General features: G+C 68.2%; 18 protein-coding genes. 5 read left to right on the forward strand and 13 right to left on the reverse strand.

The window, feature by feature from the left end:
• Window positions 1-54: 54 nt before the first annotated feature.
• The 9 genes from RIV12_RS07990 to rpsP form a co-directional block, all read right to left on the reverse strand.
• A complete protein-coding gene (locus tag RIV12_RS07990; RefSeq protein ID WP_075418600.1) occupies window positions 55-360 on the reverse strand; it encodes a DUF2469 domain-containing protein in 306 nt (101 codons plus the stop codon).
• Window positions 361-454: 94 nt separating this feature from the next.
• Window positions 455-1189, reverse strand: coding sequence for a ribonuclease HII (rnhB, locus tag RIV12_RS07995; RefSeq protein WP_309323082.1), 735 nt, complete (start codon window positions 1187-1189; stop codon window positions 455-457).
• Window positions 1186-2409, reverse strand: a complete 1224-nt coding sequence (gene lepB, locus RIV12_RS08000) for a signal peptidase I (RefSeq protein ID WP_309323083.1) — start codon at window positions 2407-2409, stop codon at window positions 1186-1188. Before lepB (RIV12_RS08000) ends, rnhB begins: the two co-directional genes overlap by 4 nt.
• A 111-nt stretch (window positions 2410-2520) precedes the next feature.
• Window positions 2521-2868 carry a 50S ribosomal protein L19 gene (gene rplS, locus RIV12_RS08005; protein WP_003786428.1) on the reverse strand — a complete coding sequence of 116 codons (348 nt, stop codon included), beginning with the start codon at window positions 2866-2868 and terminating at the stop codon, window positions 2521-2523.
• A 244-nt stretch (window positions 2869-3112) separates the two neighbouring features.
• Window positions 3113-4027, reverse strand: a complete 915-nt coding sequence (gene lepB / locus RIV12_RS08010) for a signal peptidase I (protein WP_309323084.1) — start codon at window positions 4025-4027, stop codon at window positions 3113-3115.
• Window positions 4024-5442 (reverse strand): tRNA (guanosine(37)-N1)-methyltransferase TrmD, encoded by a 1419-nt coding sequence (gene trmD / locus RIV12_RS08015; RefSeq protein WP_309323085.1) that lies wholly within the window; start codon window positions 5440-5442, stop codon window positions 4024-4026. Before trmD ends, lepB (RIV12_RS08010) begins: the two co-directional genes overlap by 4 nt.
• Window positions 5439-5978 (reverse strand): ribosome maturation factor RimM, encoded by a 540-nt coding sequence (gene rimM / locus RIV12_RS08020; RefSeq protein WP_075418605.1) that lies wholly within the window; start codon window positions 5976-5978, stop codon window positions 5439-5441. Before rimM ends, trmD begins: the two co-directional genes overlap by 4 nt.
• Before the next feature lie 310 nt (window positions 5979-6288).
• On the reverse strand, window positions 6289-6525 hold the full coding sequence (locus tag RIV12_RS08025) for an RNA-binding protein (RefSeq protein WP_003786440.1): 237 nt from the start codon (window positions 6523-6525) through the stop codon (window positions 6289-6291).
• A gap of 1 nt (window position 6526) precedes the next feature.
• On the reverse strand, window positions 6527-7009 hold the full coding sequence (rpsP, locus tag RIV12_RS08030; protein WP_309323086.1) for a 30S ribosomal protein S16: 483 nt from the start codon (window positions 7007-7009) through the stop codon (window positions 6527-6529).
• Window positions 7010-7396: 387 nt separating this feature from the next.
• Here rpsP and RIV12_RS08035 point away from each other — a divergent pair, with 387 nt between their 5' ends.
• A complete protein-coding gene (locus tag RIV12_RS08035) occupies window positions 7397-7798 on the forward strand; it encodes a nuclear transport factor 2 family protein (protein ID WP_309323087.1) in 402 nt (133 codons plus the stop codon).
• A 62-nt stretch (window positions 7799-7860) separates the two neighbouring features.
• Here the strand turns inward: RIV12_RS08035 and ffh are convergent, their stop codons facing one another.
• On the reverse strand, window positions 7861-9546 hold the full coding sequence (gene ffh, locus RIV12_RS08040; protein WP_075418608.1) for a signal recognition particle protein: 1686 nt from the start codon (window positions 9544-9546) through the stop codon (window positions 7861-7863).
• 362 nt (window positions 9547-9908) lie between these two features.
• On the opposite strand from ffh, the gene RIV12_RS08045 reads away from it, so the two are divergent.
• From RIV12_RS08045 to RIV12_RS08060, 4 genes are all read left to right on the forward strand, one after another.
• Window positions 9909-10913, forward strand: a complete 1005-nt coding sequence (locus RIV12_RS08045; RefSeq protein WP_309323088.1) for an ABC transporter ATP-binding protein — start codon at window positions 9909-9911, stop codon at window positions 10911-10913.
• Window positions 10914-11053: 140 nt separating this feature from the next.
• Window positions 11054-11782: an ABC transporter permease gene (locus tag RIV12_RS08050; RefSeq protein WP_309323092.1), complete on the forward strand. Its 729-nt coding sequence runs from the start codon at window positions 11054-11056 to the stop codon at window positions 11780-11782.
• 22 nt (window positions 11783-11804) lie between these two features.
• Window positions 11805-12962: a sensor histidine kinase gene (locus tag RIV12_RS08055; protein WP_309323089.1), complete on the forward strand. Its 1158-nt coding sequence runs from the start codon at window positions 11805-11807 to the stop codon at window positions 12960-12962.
• 69 nt (window positions 12963-13031) lie between these two features.
• Window positions 13032-13643: a response regulator transcription factor gene (locus tag RIV12_RS08060; RefSeq protein ID WP_309323090.1), complete on the forward strand. Its 612-nt coding sequence runs from the start codon at window positions 13032-13034 to the stop codon at window positions 13641-13643.
• A 125-nt stretch (window positions 13644-13768) separates the two neighbouring features.
• On the opposite strand, the gene ftsY is transcribed toward RIV12_RS08060, so the two are convergent.
• The 3 genes from ftsY to RIV12_RS08075 form a co-directional block, all read right to left on the reverse strand.
• A complete protein-coding gene (gene ftsY / locus RIV12_RS08065) occupies window positions 13769-14929 on the reverse strand; it encodes a signal recognition particle-docking protein FtsY (RefSeq protein WP_075418612.1) in 1161 nt (386 codons plus the stop codon).
• Window positions 14930-15285: 356 nt separating this feature from the next.
• The gene (locus RIV12_RS08070) at window positions 15286-15660 is read right to left on the reverse strand and encodes a hypothetical protein (protein WP_075418613.1); all 375 of its coding nucleotides are present in this window, start codon (window positions 15658-15660) and stop codon (window positions 15286-15288) included.
• 161 nt (window positions 15661-15821) lie between these two features.
• Window positions 15822-16944, reverse strand: a 1123-nt coding sequence (locus RIV12_RS08075; protein ID WP_309323091.1) for an AAA family ATPase, incomplete at its 5' end; no start/stop codon positions are given.

The raw sequence follows: 16944 nt of genomic DNA on the forward strand, positions 1-16944 counted from the left end.
GGGCCGGTCAGCGGAACGGATGCGGCCAGAACTGGCGGCGCAGCATCGGAAAGGTTAGGAGGGGATGTCCATCTCGAGCTTGGTGAGCTCCTCGACGTTGACGTCCTTGAAGGTGACGACGTGGACGGACTTCACGAACCGGGAGGCACGGTAGATGTCCCACACCCAGGCGTCCTCGAGGGTGAGCTCGAAGAAGACCTCCCCGCCGTTGGTGCGTACCTGGACGTCGACGGCGTTGGCCAGGTAGAACCGCCGCTCGGTCTCCACCACGTAGGAGAACAGGGAGGCGACGTCGCGGTACTCCCGGTACAGCGAGAGCTCCAGCTCGTTCTCATAGGACTCGAGGTCTTCTGCGCTCACCGGGCCATCATGCCTGCCCGCGGCCGCTGGAGGCGGCAGGCGGCGGGGGCGAGTCGGCCCTGTCCGGGAGTCGCCCTGGAGTCGGGCAGCCGCATCAGGCGCTGCCTCGGCCGTGGCGCTGGTCCAGGCCGGGCAGGTGCCAGCTGCGTCGGTGCTGGTCGCCGGCGCCCAGGGCGGTGAGTCCCTTGATATGGGCCGCAGAGGCGTAGCCCTTGTTGGAGGCCCACCCGTAGCCGGGATCGTCGAGACCAGCCATGAGGGCGTCTCGTTCAACCTTGGCCAGGACACTGGCGGCGGCGACGACGGCGCACCTGGCGTCGGCCTTGACCTCCATGCGCACCGCGGGGGTGGACGGAAGCGCAGCGGGCTCAGGAGCGGACCTGGAGGGGGGAGCGTCCTCCAGGGCGGTGAGCAGGTCGGGCTGGGGCGCGGTGAGCCAGTCGGCCACGCCGTCGAGGATGATGACGCCGGGGGCGTGGCCGCGCTCAGCGACCTGCTGCAGAGCCCGCAGACCCGCCGTCCTCAGGGCTCCGACGATGCCGCACTCATCGATCTCAGCAGGTGAGGCATGGGCGACGGCGCAGTCCACGAGCCAGCTGCGTACAGGATCAACCAGGCCCGTGCGCGCCCGGGCCGTCAGCTGCTTGGAGTCGGCGAGCCCCTCGGGGAAGTCGTCATCGGTGCGCCGCGCCACGATCGCCAAGCCGACGCTGACCGGTCCGGCCAGGGCCCCGCGACCGACCTCGTCCAGACCGCCGACATAGTCGTAGGTCTCAAGCAGCGCCTTCTCCAGGCACCGGTCGGGGCGGGTGCGTCCCCGAGGACTCATCTCATTCTCCCCGGGACCTGCTCCTGGTCGGCCAAGCCTCCGGAGGTATCCGGACCGTCGGCCGTCCACCCGGGCTGGGTGTGCTGCCCGTCGTCGTTGCCGGGCTCCTCACCGGCAGCGCCGACGTCATCGGAGTCCTTGCCGTCGGGGGCCTGCGACGATGCCTCCTCCTCAGAAGCCGTTTCCCCGTCGCCTGTGGGAGCAGCGGGAGGCGAGGGCGACGCGGACGGCGTTGAGACCTCCCTCACAGGCACGTCTGAGAAGGAGCTCCTCCCTCTTCCCAGAGTCCCCCACCGGCTCGGGTGCGACCATTGGAAGACCACCTTGGCCACCCCGACGACGTTCTTCAACGGCACGAAACCGCCATGGGCGTCGTCGCGGTGGTAGCGGGAGTCGGCCGAGTTGCTGCGGTTGTCCCCCATGACCCACACGTAGCCCTGGGGGACGGTGACATCGAAGGAGGTCAGGGACGGGGACTGACCGTCCTTGACGTAGGGCTCCTTGACCGCAACGCCGTTGACGCTGAGGGTCCCCTTCCCGTCGGCGACCACATGGTCGCCACCGACACCGATGACCCGCTTGACGAGGTGATGGCCGGTGTTCTCCGGCAGAAGGTTCACTGAGACCATGACCTTCTGGGCGGCGCCGCGCAGCCCCGTCGGCTCCTTGACATGGAGCCAGTCATCAGGGTCGGTGAAGACGATCACGTCGCCCCGTTCGACGTCGTCGGAGCCGTACATGGGGACCGCGACCTTGTCCCCGTCACGCAGGGTGCGTTCCATGGAGCCGGAGGGGATCTCGTAGATCTGGACGACGTAGGCCCGCAGGAGAGCCGGGACGAGGATGACGACTGCCACAATAAGCACCAGCCTGATCACCCGTTGGTACAGGGAGCTGGTCTGCGGCGGAGGGATGGCGGGGGCCACGTGCCGGCGGGGCTGGATGGAGGGGGGCAGCTCGGTGAGCTCGTCATCGGGCTCGGGGTCGGCGTCCGGGTCGATGAACGGGTCGTAATCCCACTCATCGCTGTCGTCGACCGGGGCCGGCTTCGGAGCTTCTCCAGCCGCATCAGGAACCGTGCAGGTCTCCTGGGGGGAGTCCGCGGACGGAGAGCTGCAGGCCGGAGTGATCGCGGACCTGGAGGTCCGACCGATCTGAGAGGGATCGGCCTGTTTCAGGTCCAGCCCGACGTCGTCGGTCCCTTCCTGCACCGGTCTCACCGTGCTCCTTCCCCGGAATTGATGTACGTGGGACCGCCGCTGCACGGCGGCGAGAGATGGCGAGCGCCCGGAACCCGTGGGCTCCGGGCGCCGCCTCGAGAGTGCAGGCGCTCAGTCCTCGCGACGCTCCTTGATCTTGGCGGCCTTACCGCGCAGGTTGCGCAGGTAGTAGAGCTTGGCACGGCGCACCTGACCCCGGGTGACGACCTCGATCTTCTCGATGGAGGGCGTGTGGACGGGGAAGGTACGCTCGACACCGACACCGAAGGAGACCTTGCGGATGGTGAAGGTCTCCGAGACGCCGCCGCCTTGGCGCGCAATGACGACGCCCTGGAAGACCTGGACGCGGGTGCGGGATCCCTCAACGACCTTGACGTGGACCTTGAGGGTGTCCCCAGGACGGAAGGAGGGAATGTCGTCGCGCAGTGATGCGGCGTTGATCTCGTCGATCAGGTTCATGTTTCTCTCCACACCCGTGCCACTGGTCAGGAGTGCTGGTTCGGCGGCGCCGCGCCGTATGGGGCAGCGCCGGAGGTGGACGCTCCTGGGCTCCTTCACAGCGGTCGCCTCCCCAGTGGCAGAGGAACCGCAGGACCCAAGTGCCCGCTCAGTTTGCCACAGGCTCAGTCCTCGGACGAGTGCGTCAGCCTCGACGTGCCTGAGTTCACGCCTTTCTCCCGCCCCAGCACGCATCCGGGTGCGATCAGCCTTCGGAGCCCGCCAGCGTGCTCGCCGGGGCGGGCGCGGCCGGTCCGGCGGGGAGCTCCGTCGGGGTGGACGTCGGCTCGGGAACCTGGGAGAAGGTCTCGTGTCCGGAGCTGAGACTGGACCAGTGGGAGTAGGGCCATACGACGTTCTTGGCGACGCCGACGACGTTGCTCATGGGCACGAAGCCGCGGTGGACGTCGTTCTGGTGGTAGCGGGAGTCCGAGGAGTTGGCACGGTTGTCTCCCATGACCCAGATGTAGCCCTCGGGAACGGTGACGTCGAAGGCGAGGTCGGAGGCCGACCGGCCGGGCTTGAGATAGCCCTCGTGGAGCTCGACGCCGTTGACGGTCAAGGAGCCCTTCCCATCGGCGACGACGTGGTCGCCGGGCATTCCGATGACCCGCTTGATGAGGTGATGGCCGGCGTTCTGGGGGAAGATACGGATCGCGACGAGGAAGTCCTGCGCAGCGCCTTGCAGGCCAGTGGGCTCCTGGGTCGTCAGCCAGTGGTCCGGATCGGTGAAGACGACGACGTCACCCCGGTTGACCTTGTCGGAGTCGTACATCGTCACAGTGACACGGTCGCCCTCGTTGAGGGTGTTCTCCATCGACCCCGACGGGATGGTGAAGCTCTGGATGATGAAGGTGCGGATGAGAGCGATGATCACCACGGCGACGACCAGGTAGGACAGGGTGATGCCCCACTGCTTGAGACGGAAGACGAGCCGCTCCCCCAACGAAGCGGACTGAGCTGTCTCAAAGGCCCCGGCGTTGTCCTTGTGGGTGCCGCCCTTGTCCCGGCGGTCATTCTGGAGGCTGCTGTCGGCCCACAGGTTCTTCCCCGGGGTCACTGCCTCATCCGTATCACCGTCGGTCCTGTCCTGAAGGTTCTGGTCGGGTCCGCTGCTCATAGGCCTTCTCCTGTCCGCCGAGTCATGACGACGTCGTGGGCGTCCTGGCCACCGACGTTGTAGGTACGGGTACCGACCTGGCGGAAGCCGGCCCGCTTGTAGGCCTTCTGGGCGCGCTTGTTGGTGACGTGGGTGCCGAGCCAGAGCAGGCCCGTTCCATGGGCGGCGGCCTGACGCATCACGGCGTCCATGAGCGCGGGGGTGAGTCCGGATCCCCTCATCATGGAGTCGACGTACACCTTGGACAGCTCACCGACGACCTCTCCCCCGCGAGCCCGCACGCAGGCGGGACGGGGGTCGATCCCCTTGGGCTGCTCACCGTCGGAGTCGGGTTGCTCGCGCAGCACCGCGGCGTAGCCGACCAGAGCCGGAGTGGTGCGCGTTCCCGTTTCCACCCCAGGGGAGGAATCCCGTACTGAGGGAGGCTCGACCAGCTCGGCGACGACGAGGTCGACGCGGTCATCGTCGGCCCAGGTGGCGAACAGCTCGGGAACAAGCGTGGTGGCGATGTGTCTGTCGAGGAACTCGGGGGCGATGACGTTCCCGCAGGCATCGGGGAAGGTGCGGGCGGCGAGCGCGGCCAGGGCGTCGGCGTCGTGGGCGGCGGCGTTGCGAAGGCGCACCGGAACCGGGTGGTCAGCCCCGGCCGGGACCGCCCATCCCTTGGCGGCCAGGACCGCGCGGTCCTCACGGTTCAGGCCGGCGGGATCCAGGGCCTGGATCATGTCGGGCCGGCGCTCGACGGTGCGGGTGATGGACTGGTTCCGTCGCGCTCGGGCGATACGGCCGTGGTCACCGGAGAGCAGGACGGGGTCGACCTCGTGTCCGCGCCACCGGGTGGGGCGGGTGTGGACGGGGTACTCCAGCAGGCCGGCGGCTCCGTGGGACTCCTCGACCAGCGACTCGGGGTTTCCCAGGACCCCGGGCAGGAGACGGGCGATGGCCTCGATCATGACGACGGCGGCGACCTCTCCCCCGTTGAGCACGTAGTCACCGATGCTCAGCTCGCGCACCTCGATACCGCGGGAGGCGTAGTGCTCGGGCACGCGTGCGTCGATGCCCTCGTAGCGGCCGCAGGCGAAGACCAGGGAGTCGGCGCCGGCCAGGTCCTCGGCGGTGCGCTGGGTGAAGACCTCACCCGAGGGGGTGGGGATGATGAGCACCTGACGGCCTACGTCGGGGGCGTCCGCACCGAGCACCTCATCAAGGGCCTCGCCCCACACGTCGGGTTTCATGACCATGCCGGCCCCACCGCCCAGGGGCGTGTCGTCGACGGTGCGGTGCCGGTCGTGGGCATGGTCTCGCAGATCGTGGACGCGCAGGTCGAGGGGGCCTCGGTCGGCCGCCTTCCCGATCAGCGAGAGGTCCAGGACCTTGAGGTAGTCGGGGAAGATGGTGACGACGTCGATCCTCACCTGGCTTCCTCCGCCTCACCGCGTCCGGGGAACAGGCCGCCGGGCGGGGCCAGCGTCACCGTCCCGGCCTCAGGGTCGATGGCCGGGACGAGCGCCTCGACGAAGGGCACGGCCACATCGTCCCCCTCGGGGGTGGTGACCACGAGTCGGTCCTGGGCGACGCCGGGTTCCAGGTCAGTGACCTCCCCCAGCTCCTCGCCGGAGACGCTCAGCGCCCGCAGGCCGACGAGCTCGTGGCGGTACCAGGACTCCTCGGAGTCCTCGTCATCGGGGTCGTCGGTGTCGGTCTCGACCAGGAGCCTCACGCCTCGCAGGGCCTCGGCGGTCGTGCGGTCACGGGCCTGCTCGAAGGCGGCGAACCAGCGGGAGCCGTCGAAGCGCAGACGACTGACCGTCAAAGGACCCGCGTGGGCCGGCTCTGTGGGGACGGTGGTTCCGGGCGCGAGACGCCCCTCGGGGTCATCGGTACGGATCTCGAGACGCACCTCGCCCTTGAGGGCATGGGCGGGACCGATGACAGCAAGGGTGAGCAGCACCTGTTCTCCTGGGATCGGGGCATGGAACGGTTTGGCCGGAAAGCCTGAATGTCTGACGCCAACCTACCGCGCTGCGGTCTGCGTTCCCATCGGCCACAGGGATGAGGTGGCGCACCGATGGCGTGAGGTTGGCCAACTCGGTACAGTGCACCCTCCTGTCGGCGGCTGTCGTCGCACGAAGACGCGGGGGCGCGCAGCCCCAGGAGCACGACGGTGCCCGGCCCCCTTGCGGGAACCGGGCACTCGTGGTGATCGATCAGACCGGCCGAGGCCGACACAGACTGCCGTACCGGCCTGGAGGGCCCTGCGTTCAGCGGCGGTCGGTGTCGACGACGTCGACGCGCACCGGCGAGTCCGCCAGCGCTCCGACCACTGTGCGCAGTGCTCGAGCAGTACGGCCCGAGCGGCCGATGACTCGGCCGAGGTCCTCGGGGTTGACCCGCACCTCCAGAAGGTCGCCGCGGCGCAGCGACCGGGAGGTGACGGTGACGTCGTCAGGGTTGTCGACGATGCCCCGTACGAGGTGCTCGAGGGCGTCGGCCAGCATCTCAGGCCTCCTCGGCGGTGGCCTCATCAGAGGCCTGGCCCTCGACGGGCTCCTCAGCCTTGGACTCGGCGGCCTCGGCCGCCGCAGCGGCCTCCTCGTCAGCCTTGGCCTTGGCGGCGGCGGCCTTGTGCTTCTCAGCGTCGTCGGCGGCGGCCTTGACCGCGGCCTCCTTGGCGACCGTCGCGGCGTCGGCGTCCTTGACCTTGAGGGTGCTCTCCACACCCTTGAGACCCTTGAACTGGTGATAGTCGCCGGTGATCTTGATCAGCTTGTAGACGGCGTCGGAGGGCTGGGCGCCCACACCGAGCCAGTACTGGACGCGCTCGGAGTCGATGCTGATGAGCGAGGGCTCCTGCATCGGGTCGTAGACGCCGATCTCCTCGATGACACGGCCATCGCGCTTCTTACGGGAGTCGAGGACGACGACCCGGTAGAAGGGGGCGAACTTCTTACCCATGCGCTTGAGGCGAATCTTGACTGCCACTTGGTTGAACTCCTGGTTCTGGATGGTTTGGCGCGCGCTGGTCCCCGGTGGGGTCAAGCAACGGTTTCCGGCGTGAGCCGAGACGCGACCGGGGCCGGGAGAGGGACCGACGTCCAATCGAGTACAGCCGGACATTCTGCCAGAGCCTCCGACGAGGTTGCCAGCCCGAGCCGGGGCACCGCCCCACCACTCGGTGCGAGATCGCCCACAGAGGACTGCGTCGGCCCGGCCGGTGGGTCCCTCACCGTGACCAGTTCGATCACCCGTCGAGAGGAACTCGGCTAACGTGCCGTCCGGCGGACGCACCGAGGCGGCCCGCACCGCCGAGACCAACGGCCGGCTATAGCCCAGTCGGTCCCAAACCGTCGACAGCGCAGAGGGGCAGGGATGGAGAGCTCATCACAGCGACATGAACTGATTCGACGAGAACCGATCTTCCACCGCCCGGAGCTGATCTGGGACGTCGGCTCCTTCGATGAGCAGATCGCGGAGGACTTCAACGAGGTCGGCGCCTCGGGACGACGCTACAGTCGTAGCGAGGTCAAGGAGATCGTCCTGGGACGCTTAGACGGAACCCATGCGGACTCCCTCACCGATGGATACCGAATCGAGGAAGCTGAGTCCCACATTCTTGCCGACGACGTCGTCCAGGTCCTCTATATCCTACGGACGCCAAGTCGCGTCACTCGAAGATCCACGCTCTACCGTCGCCGGGGCTCGACCTGGCAGGCGGTATTCCACCAGGGCACCGTCATCGAGGGCGCGACGGCCCCGTCTCCCGACGACTGACCCGATTCCGGCGGCTCCGATGAAGTCCGAGTCCGCGCCTCGACTCCCGAGTGCCGTGGAGCCTACAGCCCGAGGTGGCGGCGCAGGTCCTCGGGCAGGGCGCCCATGGCGTCGGCGACGTCGTCGCCCGAGGGCTGCGCTCCGGCCTGAGCCTGCGGCTGGGCCTGAGGCATGATCCCGTAGCCGGAGGCGCCGTCCTGGCCTCCACCGAGCCCGAAGGAGGAACCGGCTGCGGGCGCGGCGCCCTGTCCGGCCTCGATCTTGGCCTGCTTGGCGGCTGCGGCCTCCTTGGCCTGACGTGCGGCCTTGGCGGGGTTGCCGCTACGGCCCTTTTTGCCTCCCTTGCCGCGCTTGGCCTTGGGAGCCTGACGGGCCTTGGAGTGCTTGCCCATGCCGGGCAGCGATCCCATGCCGGGCATAGGACCGCCCTCACCGAGTCCCCCCATGCCACCGGAGGCCATGGCCTCCATCATCTTCTTGGCCTGCTCGAAGCGGTCCACGAGCTCGTTGACGGCCTGGACGGTGGTGCCCGACCCCTTGGCGATGCGGCTGCGGCGAGAGCCGTTGAGGATGGACAGGTCCTTGCGCTCGGCAGGCGTCATGGAGCACACGATCGCCTCGATGCGGTCGACCTCGCGCTCGTCGAAGCTGTCCAGGGCCTCACGCATCTGCCCCATGCCGGGCATCATGCCCAGGAGCTTCTTCATGGAGCCCATCTTGCGGATCTGGCGCAGCTGGCCCAGGAAGTCGTCGAGGGTGAAGGTGCCCTTGGCGAGCTTGGCGGCGGCGTCCTCGGCCTCCTGCCGGTCCAGGGTCCGCTCCGCCTGCTCGATGAGGGTGAGCAGGTCACCCATGTCCAGGATGCGCGAGGCCATGCGGTCGGCGTGGAAACGCTCGAAGTCGGTCAGGCCCTCACCCGTGGAGGAGAACAGCACCGGGGCGCCGGTGACGCCGCGAACGGACAGGGCCGCACCACCGCGGGCATCACCGTCGAGCTTGGAGAGCACCACACCGGTGAAGCCGACGCCGTCGCGGAAGGCGACCGAGGTGTTGACGGCGTCCTGACCGACCATGGCGTCCAGGACGAAGAGGATCTCGTGGGGGGAGACCGCGTCGCGGATACGGATCGCCTGATCCATCATCTCGGCGTCCACGCCCAGGCGGCCGGCGGTGTCCACGACGACGACGTCGTAGCCGTTGGCGCGCGCCTGCTCGACACCGGAGCGGGCCACCGCCACCGGGTCGCCCACACCGTTACCGGGCTCGGGCGCCCACACGTGCACCCCGGCGCGCTCGGCGACGACGCTCAGCTGGGTGACGGCATTGGGGCGCTGGAGGTCGGAGGCCACCAGCAGGACGCGCTTGCCCTGGTCGCGCAGCCAGCGTCCGAGCTTTCCGGCCAGGGTCGTCTTACCGGCGCCCTGGAGACCGGCGAGCATGATGATCGTGGGGCCGCGATCGGCCCAGTGGATCTCCCGGGTCTGGCCGCCCAGGACCTCGATGAGCTCCTCGTTGACGATCTTGACGACCTGCTGACCCGGGTTGAGGGCCTGGGAGCGGGCGGCGTCGACCGCCTTCTCACGCACCGCGGAGGTGAAGGCGCGCACCACGGGCAGGGCGACGTCGGCCTCCAGGAGGGCGCGACGGATCTCGGTGACCGTGGCGTTGACGTCGGCCTCGGTGAGACGACCTTTGCCGCGCAGCTGGTTGAAGGAGGCGGTGATGCGATCGGAGAGGTTGCCGAACACGCGATGGTCCTTCCTGGCGCCGTCGGGCGCGTTGGTCGGGAGACTGTGGGCGGATGAGGGGGAACGTCCATGGCCGCGGGCCTTGGCGATCGCCTCGACTGCGACCCAGGATAGCGGCAAGCGGGTCCCGCCCTCTCCCCCGCGCCCGGACCGGGACTGAGCCCACACTCACCAGGGGGCGGCTCCCGCCGCATCATGCCTCGGGGCCTCGGCTCCCCCTCGTCCTCCTCTCCCACCCCGAACTCGGGTTTTCTCCCGGCATCCTGCGACACATCACCACCTGGCGACCCCTGAGATATGTCATGAGCAAGTAGTGACCGATGGGCCATGGATCGCAGCCGACGTGGCACGAGTCTTGAGCCATGAGCACAACAACGACCCGGTCCGCCCAGGAGCCCGCACTCCGGGCTGCTCCCGTGACGGCTCCCATGACAGAGCCCGCAGACGCAGTCAGGCTGACCGGTCTGCACAAGTCCTTCGGAGACGTCACCGCCGTCGACGGCATCGACCTGACCATTCGCCCAGGTGAGGTCGTCGCCCTCCTGGGGCCCAACGGCGCCGGCAAGACGACGACGATTGACATGATCCTGGGACTCAGTGGCCCCACCAGCGGCGAGGTGAGCACCTTCGGGATGAGCCCACGCCGGGCAGTCGACCGGGGTCTGGTCACAGCCGTCATGCAGACCGGCGGGCTCCTGCCCGACATCACCGTGCGCGAGACGGTGGAGCTGACGGGGAGCCTCTTCTCCCACCGGATCGATACCCAGGAGGCCATGCGGCGCGCGGGCATCACCGACTTCGCCTCACGCATCGTCAAGAAGTGCTCAGGCGGCCAGCAGCAGCGCCTGCGCTTCGCCATGGCACTGGTGAGCGACCCGGCTCTGCTCATCCTCGATGAGCCGACCACCGGCATGGACGTCGAGGGGCGTCGCGGCTTCTGGGAGGCCATCCACGCCGACGCCGAGCACGGGCGCACCATCGTCTTCGCCACGCACTACCTCGAGGAGGCCGACGCCTTCGCCGATCGGATCATCCTGATGCGTCATGGGCGCATTATCGCCGACGGCACCGCGGCCGAGATCCGCGCCTCCGTGAGCGGGCGCAGCCTACGAGCCACCCTGACCTGCACAGCCGAGCAGCTGCATGACGCCCTGGCCGATCTGCGGGCACGCGGCCGGGTCCACGACATCGAGGTCCTGGGCAGCGCACTCACCCTGAGCTCGACCGACACCGACGCCGTTGCCGCACTCCTCCTCGGCGATCACCTGGCCAAGGACCTGGAAATCACCAGCCGTGGCCTGGAGGACGCCTTCGTGGCCCTGACCAGCGACGGCGCCGCAGCTCCCACTCCGGGAGCGTCAGCATGAAACGCACCAGCAGCACCGACCCCCTTTCTCCCACGCTTTCCAACGGAGCCGCAATGTCTTCTTCATCTGAGTCCTCCTCCGCCCTGCCAGCAGTCAACCGCCTCAATCTCTCCTCCCGCGCCACACCGCCCCTGGGCGGATTGAGCCTGACCCTGCTGTCACTCGAGGCACGCCGGCGCCTGCGCAACCGCCGGGCCATGATCTTCTCCGTCCTGCTACCCGTGGCCTTCTTCCTCATGTTCACCACCACTGACTACTCCTCCACGCCCTACGGCAACGGCAATGTCGTGGCGAACATGATGGTCGGCATGGCGCTGTACGGCGCACTCATGACCACCACCGGGGCAGGGGCGGCCGTGAGCAACGAGCGAGCCTCGGGCTGGAGCCGACAGCTGCGCCTGACGCCGCTGAAGCCCATCGCCTACATCACGGCCAAGGCGGTCATCGGGATGCTCATCAGCTCCCTGGCCATCGGTGCCGTCTACGCCTGCGGCCCCTTGCGTCACGCGCAGATGCCGGCGAGGGTCTGGCTCTCCTCGGCACTCATCATCTGGTTCGGTTCCCTGGTCTTCGTCGCCTTCGGACTGTTCGTCGGCTATCTCCTGCCCTCGGACAACGCCATGCAGGTGGTCGGCCCTCTCATGGCCCTGCTCGCCTTCCTCGGCGGCATGTTCATCCCGTTGACGCCGGGCTCCACCATGGATCGCATCGGCAGCCTCACCCCTATGTACGGGCTGCACAACCTGGCGCTGTGGCCCATGGGGGCAGAGAGCTTCTCCTGGTGGTGGGTGGTCAACGTCCTGACCTGGCTCACGGTCTTCCTGGGCGGGGCCGCCTGGAGGATGGGCCGCGACACCGCCCGGGTGTGAGCTCGTGAGTACCATCAGGGTCATGAAAGCCCGCGCCTCCTCCCTGGCCGAGGCGCGGGCGCGCCGCACCCGCGTCGTGGCGGTCGGCTGGGGGATCGTGTGGGCCGCCTTCATGGTTCCGGTCGTCCGGGCGGGCGTGGCACGAGGGTCCCACGGCGGGGTGTGGGGCGCGGTCAGTGCCATCGTCTCCTGCGCATGCCTGTACGCCGCCTGCTCGCTCAGCGTGAGGCGGGTCCGACAAGGGCTGACCTGGCCCAGCCGCCTGAGCCTGTCGCTGATCGTCGTCGGAGCGCTCACGGCGAGCGGGGCCGCCCTCGGAGTGGGATCGCCGGGCCTGCAGCCGGTGGTCTTCCTGGCCGTCGTCCTGGCCTTCTCCCTGCCCTGGCAGGCGGCCATCGGACCTATCGCGATCCTGACCGGCATTCTGTTCCTCATTCCCAGGATGATTCCGTCCTGGTCCGCAAGTGAAGACGCGTGGATCGCTCTGCTCGGCGCGGGCGGCGCCTGCGTCTTCGGGCGCTACATCATGGAACAGCGGCGTGTGGCCCGTATTCTGGAGCAGCGCACTCATGAGCTGGAGATCAACGAGGAGCGCAACCGCATGGCCCGGGACATGCACGGCATTTTGGGACACTCGTTGACTGTCATCGCTTTGAAGACCGAGCTCGCCACCAGACTCGTCGACACCGCCCCCGATCAGGTCAAGGCGGAGCTGACCGAGGTGCAGTCCCTGGCACGTTCTGCCCTGGCCGACGTGCGTGCCACTGTCAACAGCTACCGCGAGCTGAGCCTGGCCGGCGAGCTGGCCCGGGCCACGAACGTCCTGACGTCGGCCGGCGTCCGCGCCGACCTACCGCTGACCGTCGAGGTCGTCGATCCGGAGCTGCGTGAGCTCTTCGCCTGGGTGGTGCGCGAGGGCGTCACCAACGTCGTGCGTCATGCCCACGCCTCGCACTGCCGGGTGAGCCTGACCGCCGACTCCATCGAGGTGGTCGACGACGGTATCGGGCTCGAATCGTCTGGCGCCAGTGACGGTCACGGCTTGGAGGGGCTGCGTCAGCGCTGCCAGGACAACGGCGCCGACCTCACCACCGGGACACCTTCCAGCGGCAAGGGCACTGTTCTGAGGGTGAGCGCCCGTCGTCTATCCTCTCGGCTGACTCACAAGGCGACGGACTGAGCCGGGTGCGTACCGCAGCCGCTGTCGAGGCGCCGGTTCTGAACGAACCTCAAACGACGGAGATGATCGATGATCCGAGTGATGCTGGCCGATGACCAGGCCATGGTGCGCGGCGCGTTGGCCGCGCTGCTCACCTTGGAAACCGATATCGAGGTCGTCGCCCAGGTCGGAAACGGCAACGACGTCCTTCCCGTCGCACTCGAGCACCGACCCGACGTCGTTCTGATGGACGTCGACATGCCCGGCGCCGACGGGCTGAGTGCGACCGCGAGGCTCCTGGGGCGGCTGCCGACCACGAAGGTCCTCATCGTCACCACCTTCGGGCGCCCCGGATTCCTGCGGCGCGCTGTCCAGTCCGGGGCCCACGGCTTTGTCGTCAAGGATGCTCCGGCCACAGATCTGGCCGAGTCAGTGCGCCGGGTCCATGCGGGGCTGCGAGTCGTCGACCCGGCGCTGGCCGCCGACTCGCTCGTCTTCGGGGACTCCCCGTTGACCGCCCGTGAGACCGAGGTGCTACAGGCCGCCGCCGACGGAGCCACCGTCGCCGAGGTCGCCCGGCGCGTTCACCTCTCTGAAGGCACCACACGCAACCACCTCTCCCAGGCCATGGCCAAGACCGGCGCACCCACCCGCGCCGCGGCGGTGCATATCGCCGCCCAGAAGGGTTGGATCATTGAGTAGCGCGAAGTAGGACGAGGACGCGGACGCTCGTTCCGCCCGGTCCGATTGCCCCGGCCACCCACGCTCCGAGGAGAGGCGGGTGGCCGGTTGCGAGGCGGTCCGCTCGGGCTCGTCAGCCCGCAGGCTCAGCCCAGCAGCGCGTCGACGAAGCCCTCGGGGTCGAAGGGGGCCAGGTCGTCGGCGCCCTCCCCCAGGCCCACGAGCTTGACGGGCACGCCCAGCTCCTTCTGGACGGTGACGACGATGCCGCCCTTGGCGGTGCCGTCGAGCTTGGTGAGCACGATGCCGGTGACGCCCACGGCCTCGGAGAAGACCTGGGCCTGGCGCATGCCGTTCTGGCCGGTGGTCGCGTCCAGGACCAGGAGGATCTCACCGACCGGGGCGATCTTCTCCATGACGCGCTTGATCTTGCCCAGCTCGTCCATGAGACCGGCCTTGTTCTGCAGGCGCCCGGCGGTGTCGACGACGACGACATCCGCCTCCTGACCGGCGGCCTCGCGGGCGGCGTCGTAGGCGACTGAGGCGGGATCGGCGCCCTCCTTCTCCGAGCGCACGACGTCGACGCCCACACGTTCGCCCCAGGTGCTCAGTTGCTCGGCCGCAGCCGCGCGGAAGGTGTCGGCAGCCCCCAGGACGACGGTCTTGTCCTGAGCCACCAGGACGCGGGCGAGCTTGCCGCAGGTGGTGGTCTTGCCGGTGCCGTTGACACCCACCATGAGGATGGCGGCGGCGGGCGTTCCCTGGGCTCCCTCGGCCGGGGTGGGGCGCTTCAGGTTGAGGGAGCGGTCCAGCGTGGGGTCGACGAGCTTGAGCAGCTCGGCGCGCAGGACGGTGCGCACGGCCTCGGGGTCGGAGGTACCCAGAACCTTGGCCTGAGTGCGCAGCTCGTCCATGAGGGAGGTGGTCACCTCGATACCGAGGTCGGAAGTGAGCAGGGTGTCCTCGATCTCCTCCCAGTCCTCCTCGGTGAGGTCGCCTCGGGACAGGACGGACAGGACCGCCTTGCCGAAGCCGCCGGCACCGGCCAGGCGAGCGCGGAGGCGCTGCATGCGGCCGGGAATGGACTCAGGGGACTCCAGCGTCGCAGCCGGCTCGACGCCGGCCTCCTCTTCCGCTTCCTCCTCGGCATCCTCGCCCTCCGAAGGCAGAAGGTCCTCAACGGACATCGGCTTGTGGGCACTGATCTCGTCGGGGACCTGGCTCCGCCGCCTACCGGCATAGAGCCACAGCCCTCCTCCGAGGACGATGACCAGGATGATGCCGAGAACGATGAGGATCGGTTCCATGGGCCCATCATGCCCGATCATGGGCTCGCTGTGGCAGGGTCGGCCTCCCCTGATTGCCTCTTACCTGCGAAGGATCCGAGGGCACGGACGCACAGCCCAGTCGTGGCGATAAGAAAACTGCAGCACGCCTGTGGACGTGCTGCAGGACGGGCATCTCTCTAGCAGTGTCATTGCCCGTTGAGCCGTATCGCTCTTACCCCAAAGCACCATGGAGGCAGTGAGAGAAAGTGCGAGACGGTGTAGAAACGATGATCTCCCAGGGCCAGAACTTTATCCAAAAGCAGTGACGCCGCAACCTCACCTAGTCGTGAAAATAATCGACGACCATAGTTTTCACGACACGATCGCCGCGCCACTCACCTCTGAACCTGAGACAGCCCGCCGGCGGCCGGCTCATGCACCTGGCCGCGGCGCCGGGAGCCGGCAGAGCCGCGGGTCCTCTCCGCGGCATCCATAGCCTTTCCGACGACGCCGACCAGACCTCCGAAGTCGTCGGTCCCGACGTAGGCAGCTGGCCCCTCGCGCGTCATGAGGTCGGAGAGACGAGCCTCCTGGGGCACGACCTCGATCTCAACATCCTGCTCCTCCAGGCGCACCTCCTGCGAGGTGCGAACCAGGCCGCGAATGCGTGAGGGCCAGGAGCGCACCGGGAAGCGTTCGGCGCAAACCATGCCGAGCACAAGCAGGCTCGCAACCAGCACGACAACGAGGGGAAGAATCATGACACCCATGGTTAGGATTCTGCCTTGCGAAATGCGATCTGACTAGACTTTGCGCGCACTTGTCGTCCAATCAACAACAAAACCTGACAACTTCCTGACATGACGATGGCTCGAATCTGAAAACGAACGTCATGTTGTAAGCAGTCTATCACATAACCCTCAAGTTTCACTCAGACATCAGGAGTCACAGCCGTACCGCGGTCGGGCTGGGCCAGCCTCTGCGAGACGGCCTTGGTGACCCCGTCACGCATCGTGATGCCGTAGAGAGCGTCAGCCACCTCCATGGTCCGTTTCTGATGGGTGATGATGATGAGCTGGCTGGAGCGCCGCAGCTCGGTAAAAATCTCGAGCAACCGCCCCAGATTGGTGTCATCCAGGGCTGCCTCCACCTCGTCCATGACGTAGAAGGGCGAGGGGCGCGCCTTGAAGATCGCCACCAGCAGGGCCACGGCGGCCAGCGAACGCTCCCCTCCTGAGAGCAGGGAGAGTCGCTTGACCTTCTTGCCGGCGGGGCGCGCCTCGATCTCGATGCCGGTGGTGAGCATGTCATCGGGATCGGTGAGCACCAGCCGCCCCTCTCCTCCGGGGAAGAGCCTGTCGAAGACGGAGGCGAACTGGCGGGCGGTGTCCTCGTACGCCTGGGCGAAGACCTCCTGGACCCGGGCGTCGATCTCCTCGACGATGCTCAGCAGGTCGTCTCGCGAGCGCTTGAGGTCGGCCAGCTGCTCGGCCAGGAACTGGTGACGCTGCTCCAAGGCGGCGTGCTCCTCCAGGGCCAGCGGATTGACCTTGCCGAGCCGGGCGAGGTCGCGCGAGGCCTTGGCCAGGCGTTTCTCCTGCTCGGAACGCACGTAGGGACGGCCCGCATGCCCGACGCCGGGCAAAGCATGAGTACCACCCCGGTCCCCGGCGGGGTCAGCATCAGAACCGGAGGCGGCGTCAGCGTCCTCGATGAGCTCGGGAACGAGCATGTGCGGTCCGTACTCCTCCACGAGGGGCTCCAGCTCCAGGCCGAGCTCACTCATGGCACGCTCCGCCAAGGCCTCCAGACGCATGCGCTGCTCAGCCCTGGCCACCTCCTCCCGGTGGGCGGCATCGGTGAGACTGCCGAGCTCCTTGGTCAGCTGGTCGATCTCCTCGCGAACCTCATTAGTGGCGGCCAGGGCCTGGGCGCGCTCGGCCTCGATGGTCGCACGCTCATCGGCCGCCTGCTGAACGCTGATTCGCGCCGCCTCGGCGGCGGCACGCGCCTGGTCCCGTACGTGGGTGGCGACCGCCAGCTGGGCGCCGCGG

Origin of the sequence: Actinomyces stomatis (assembly GCF_031292835.1) — a bacterium.
Classification (GTDB): Bacteria; Actinomycetota; Actinomycetes; order Actinomycetales; family Actinomycetaceae; genus Actinomyces; species Actinomyces stomatis.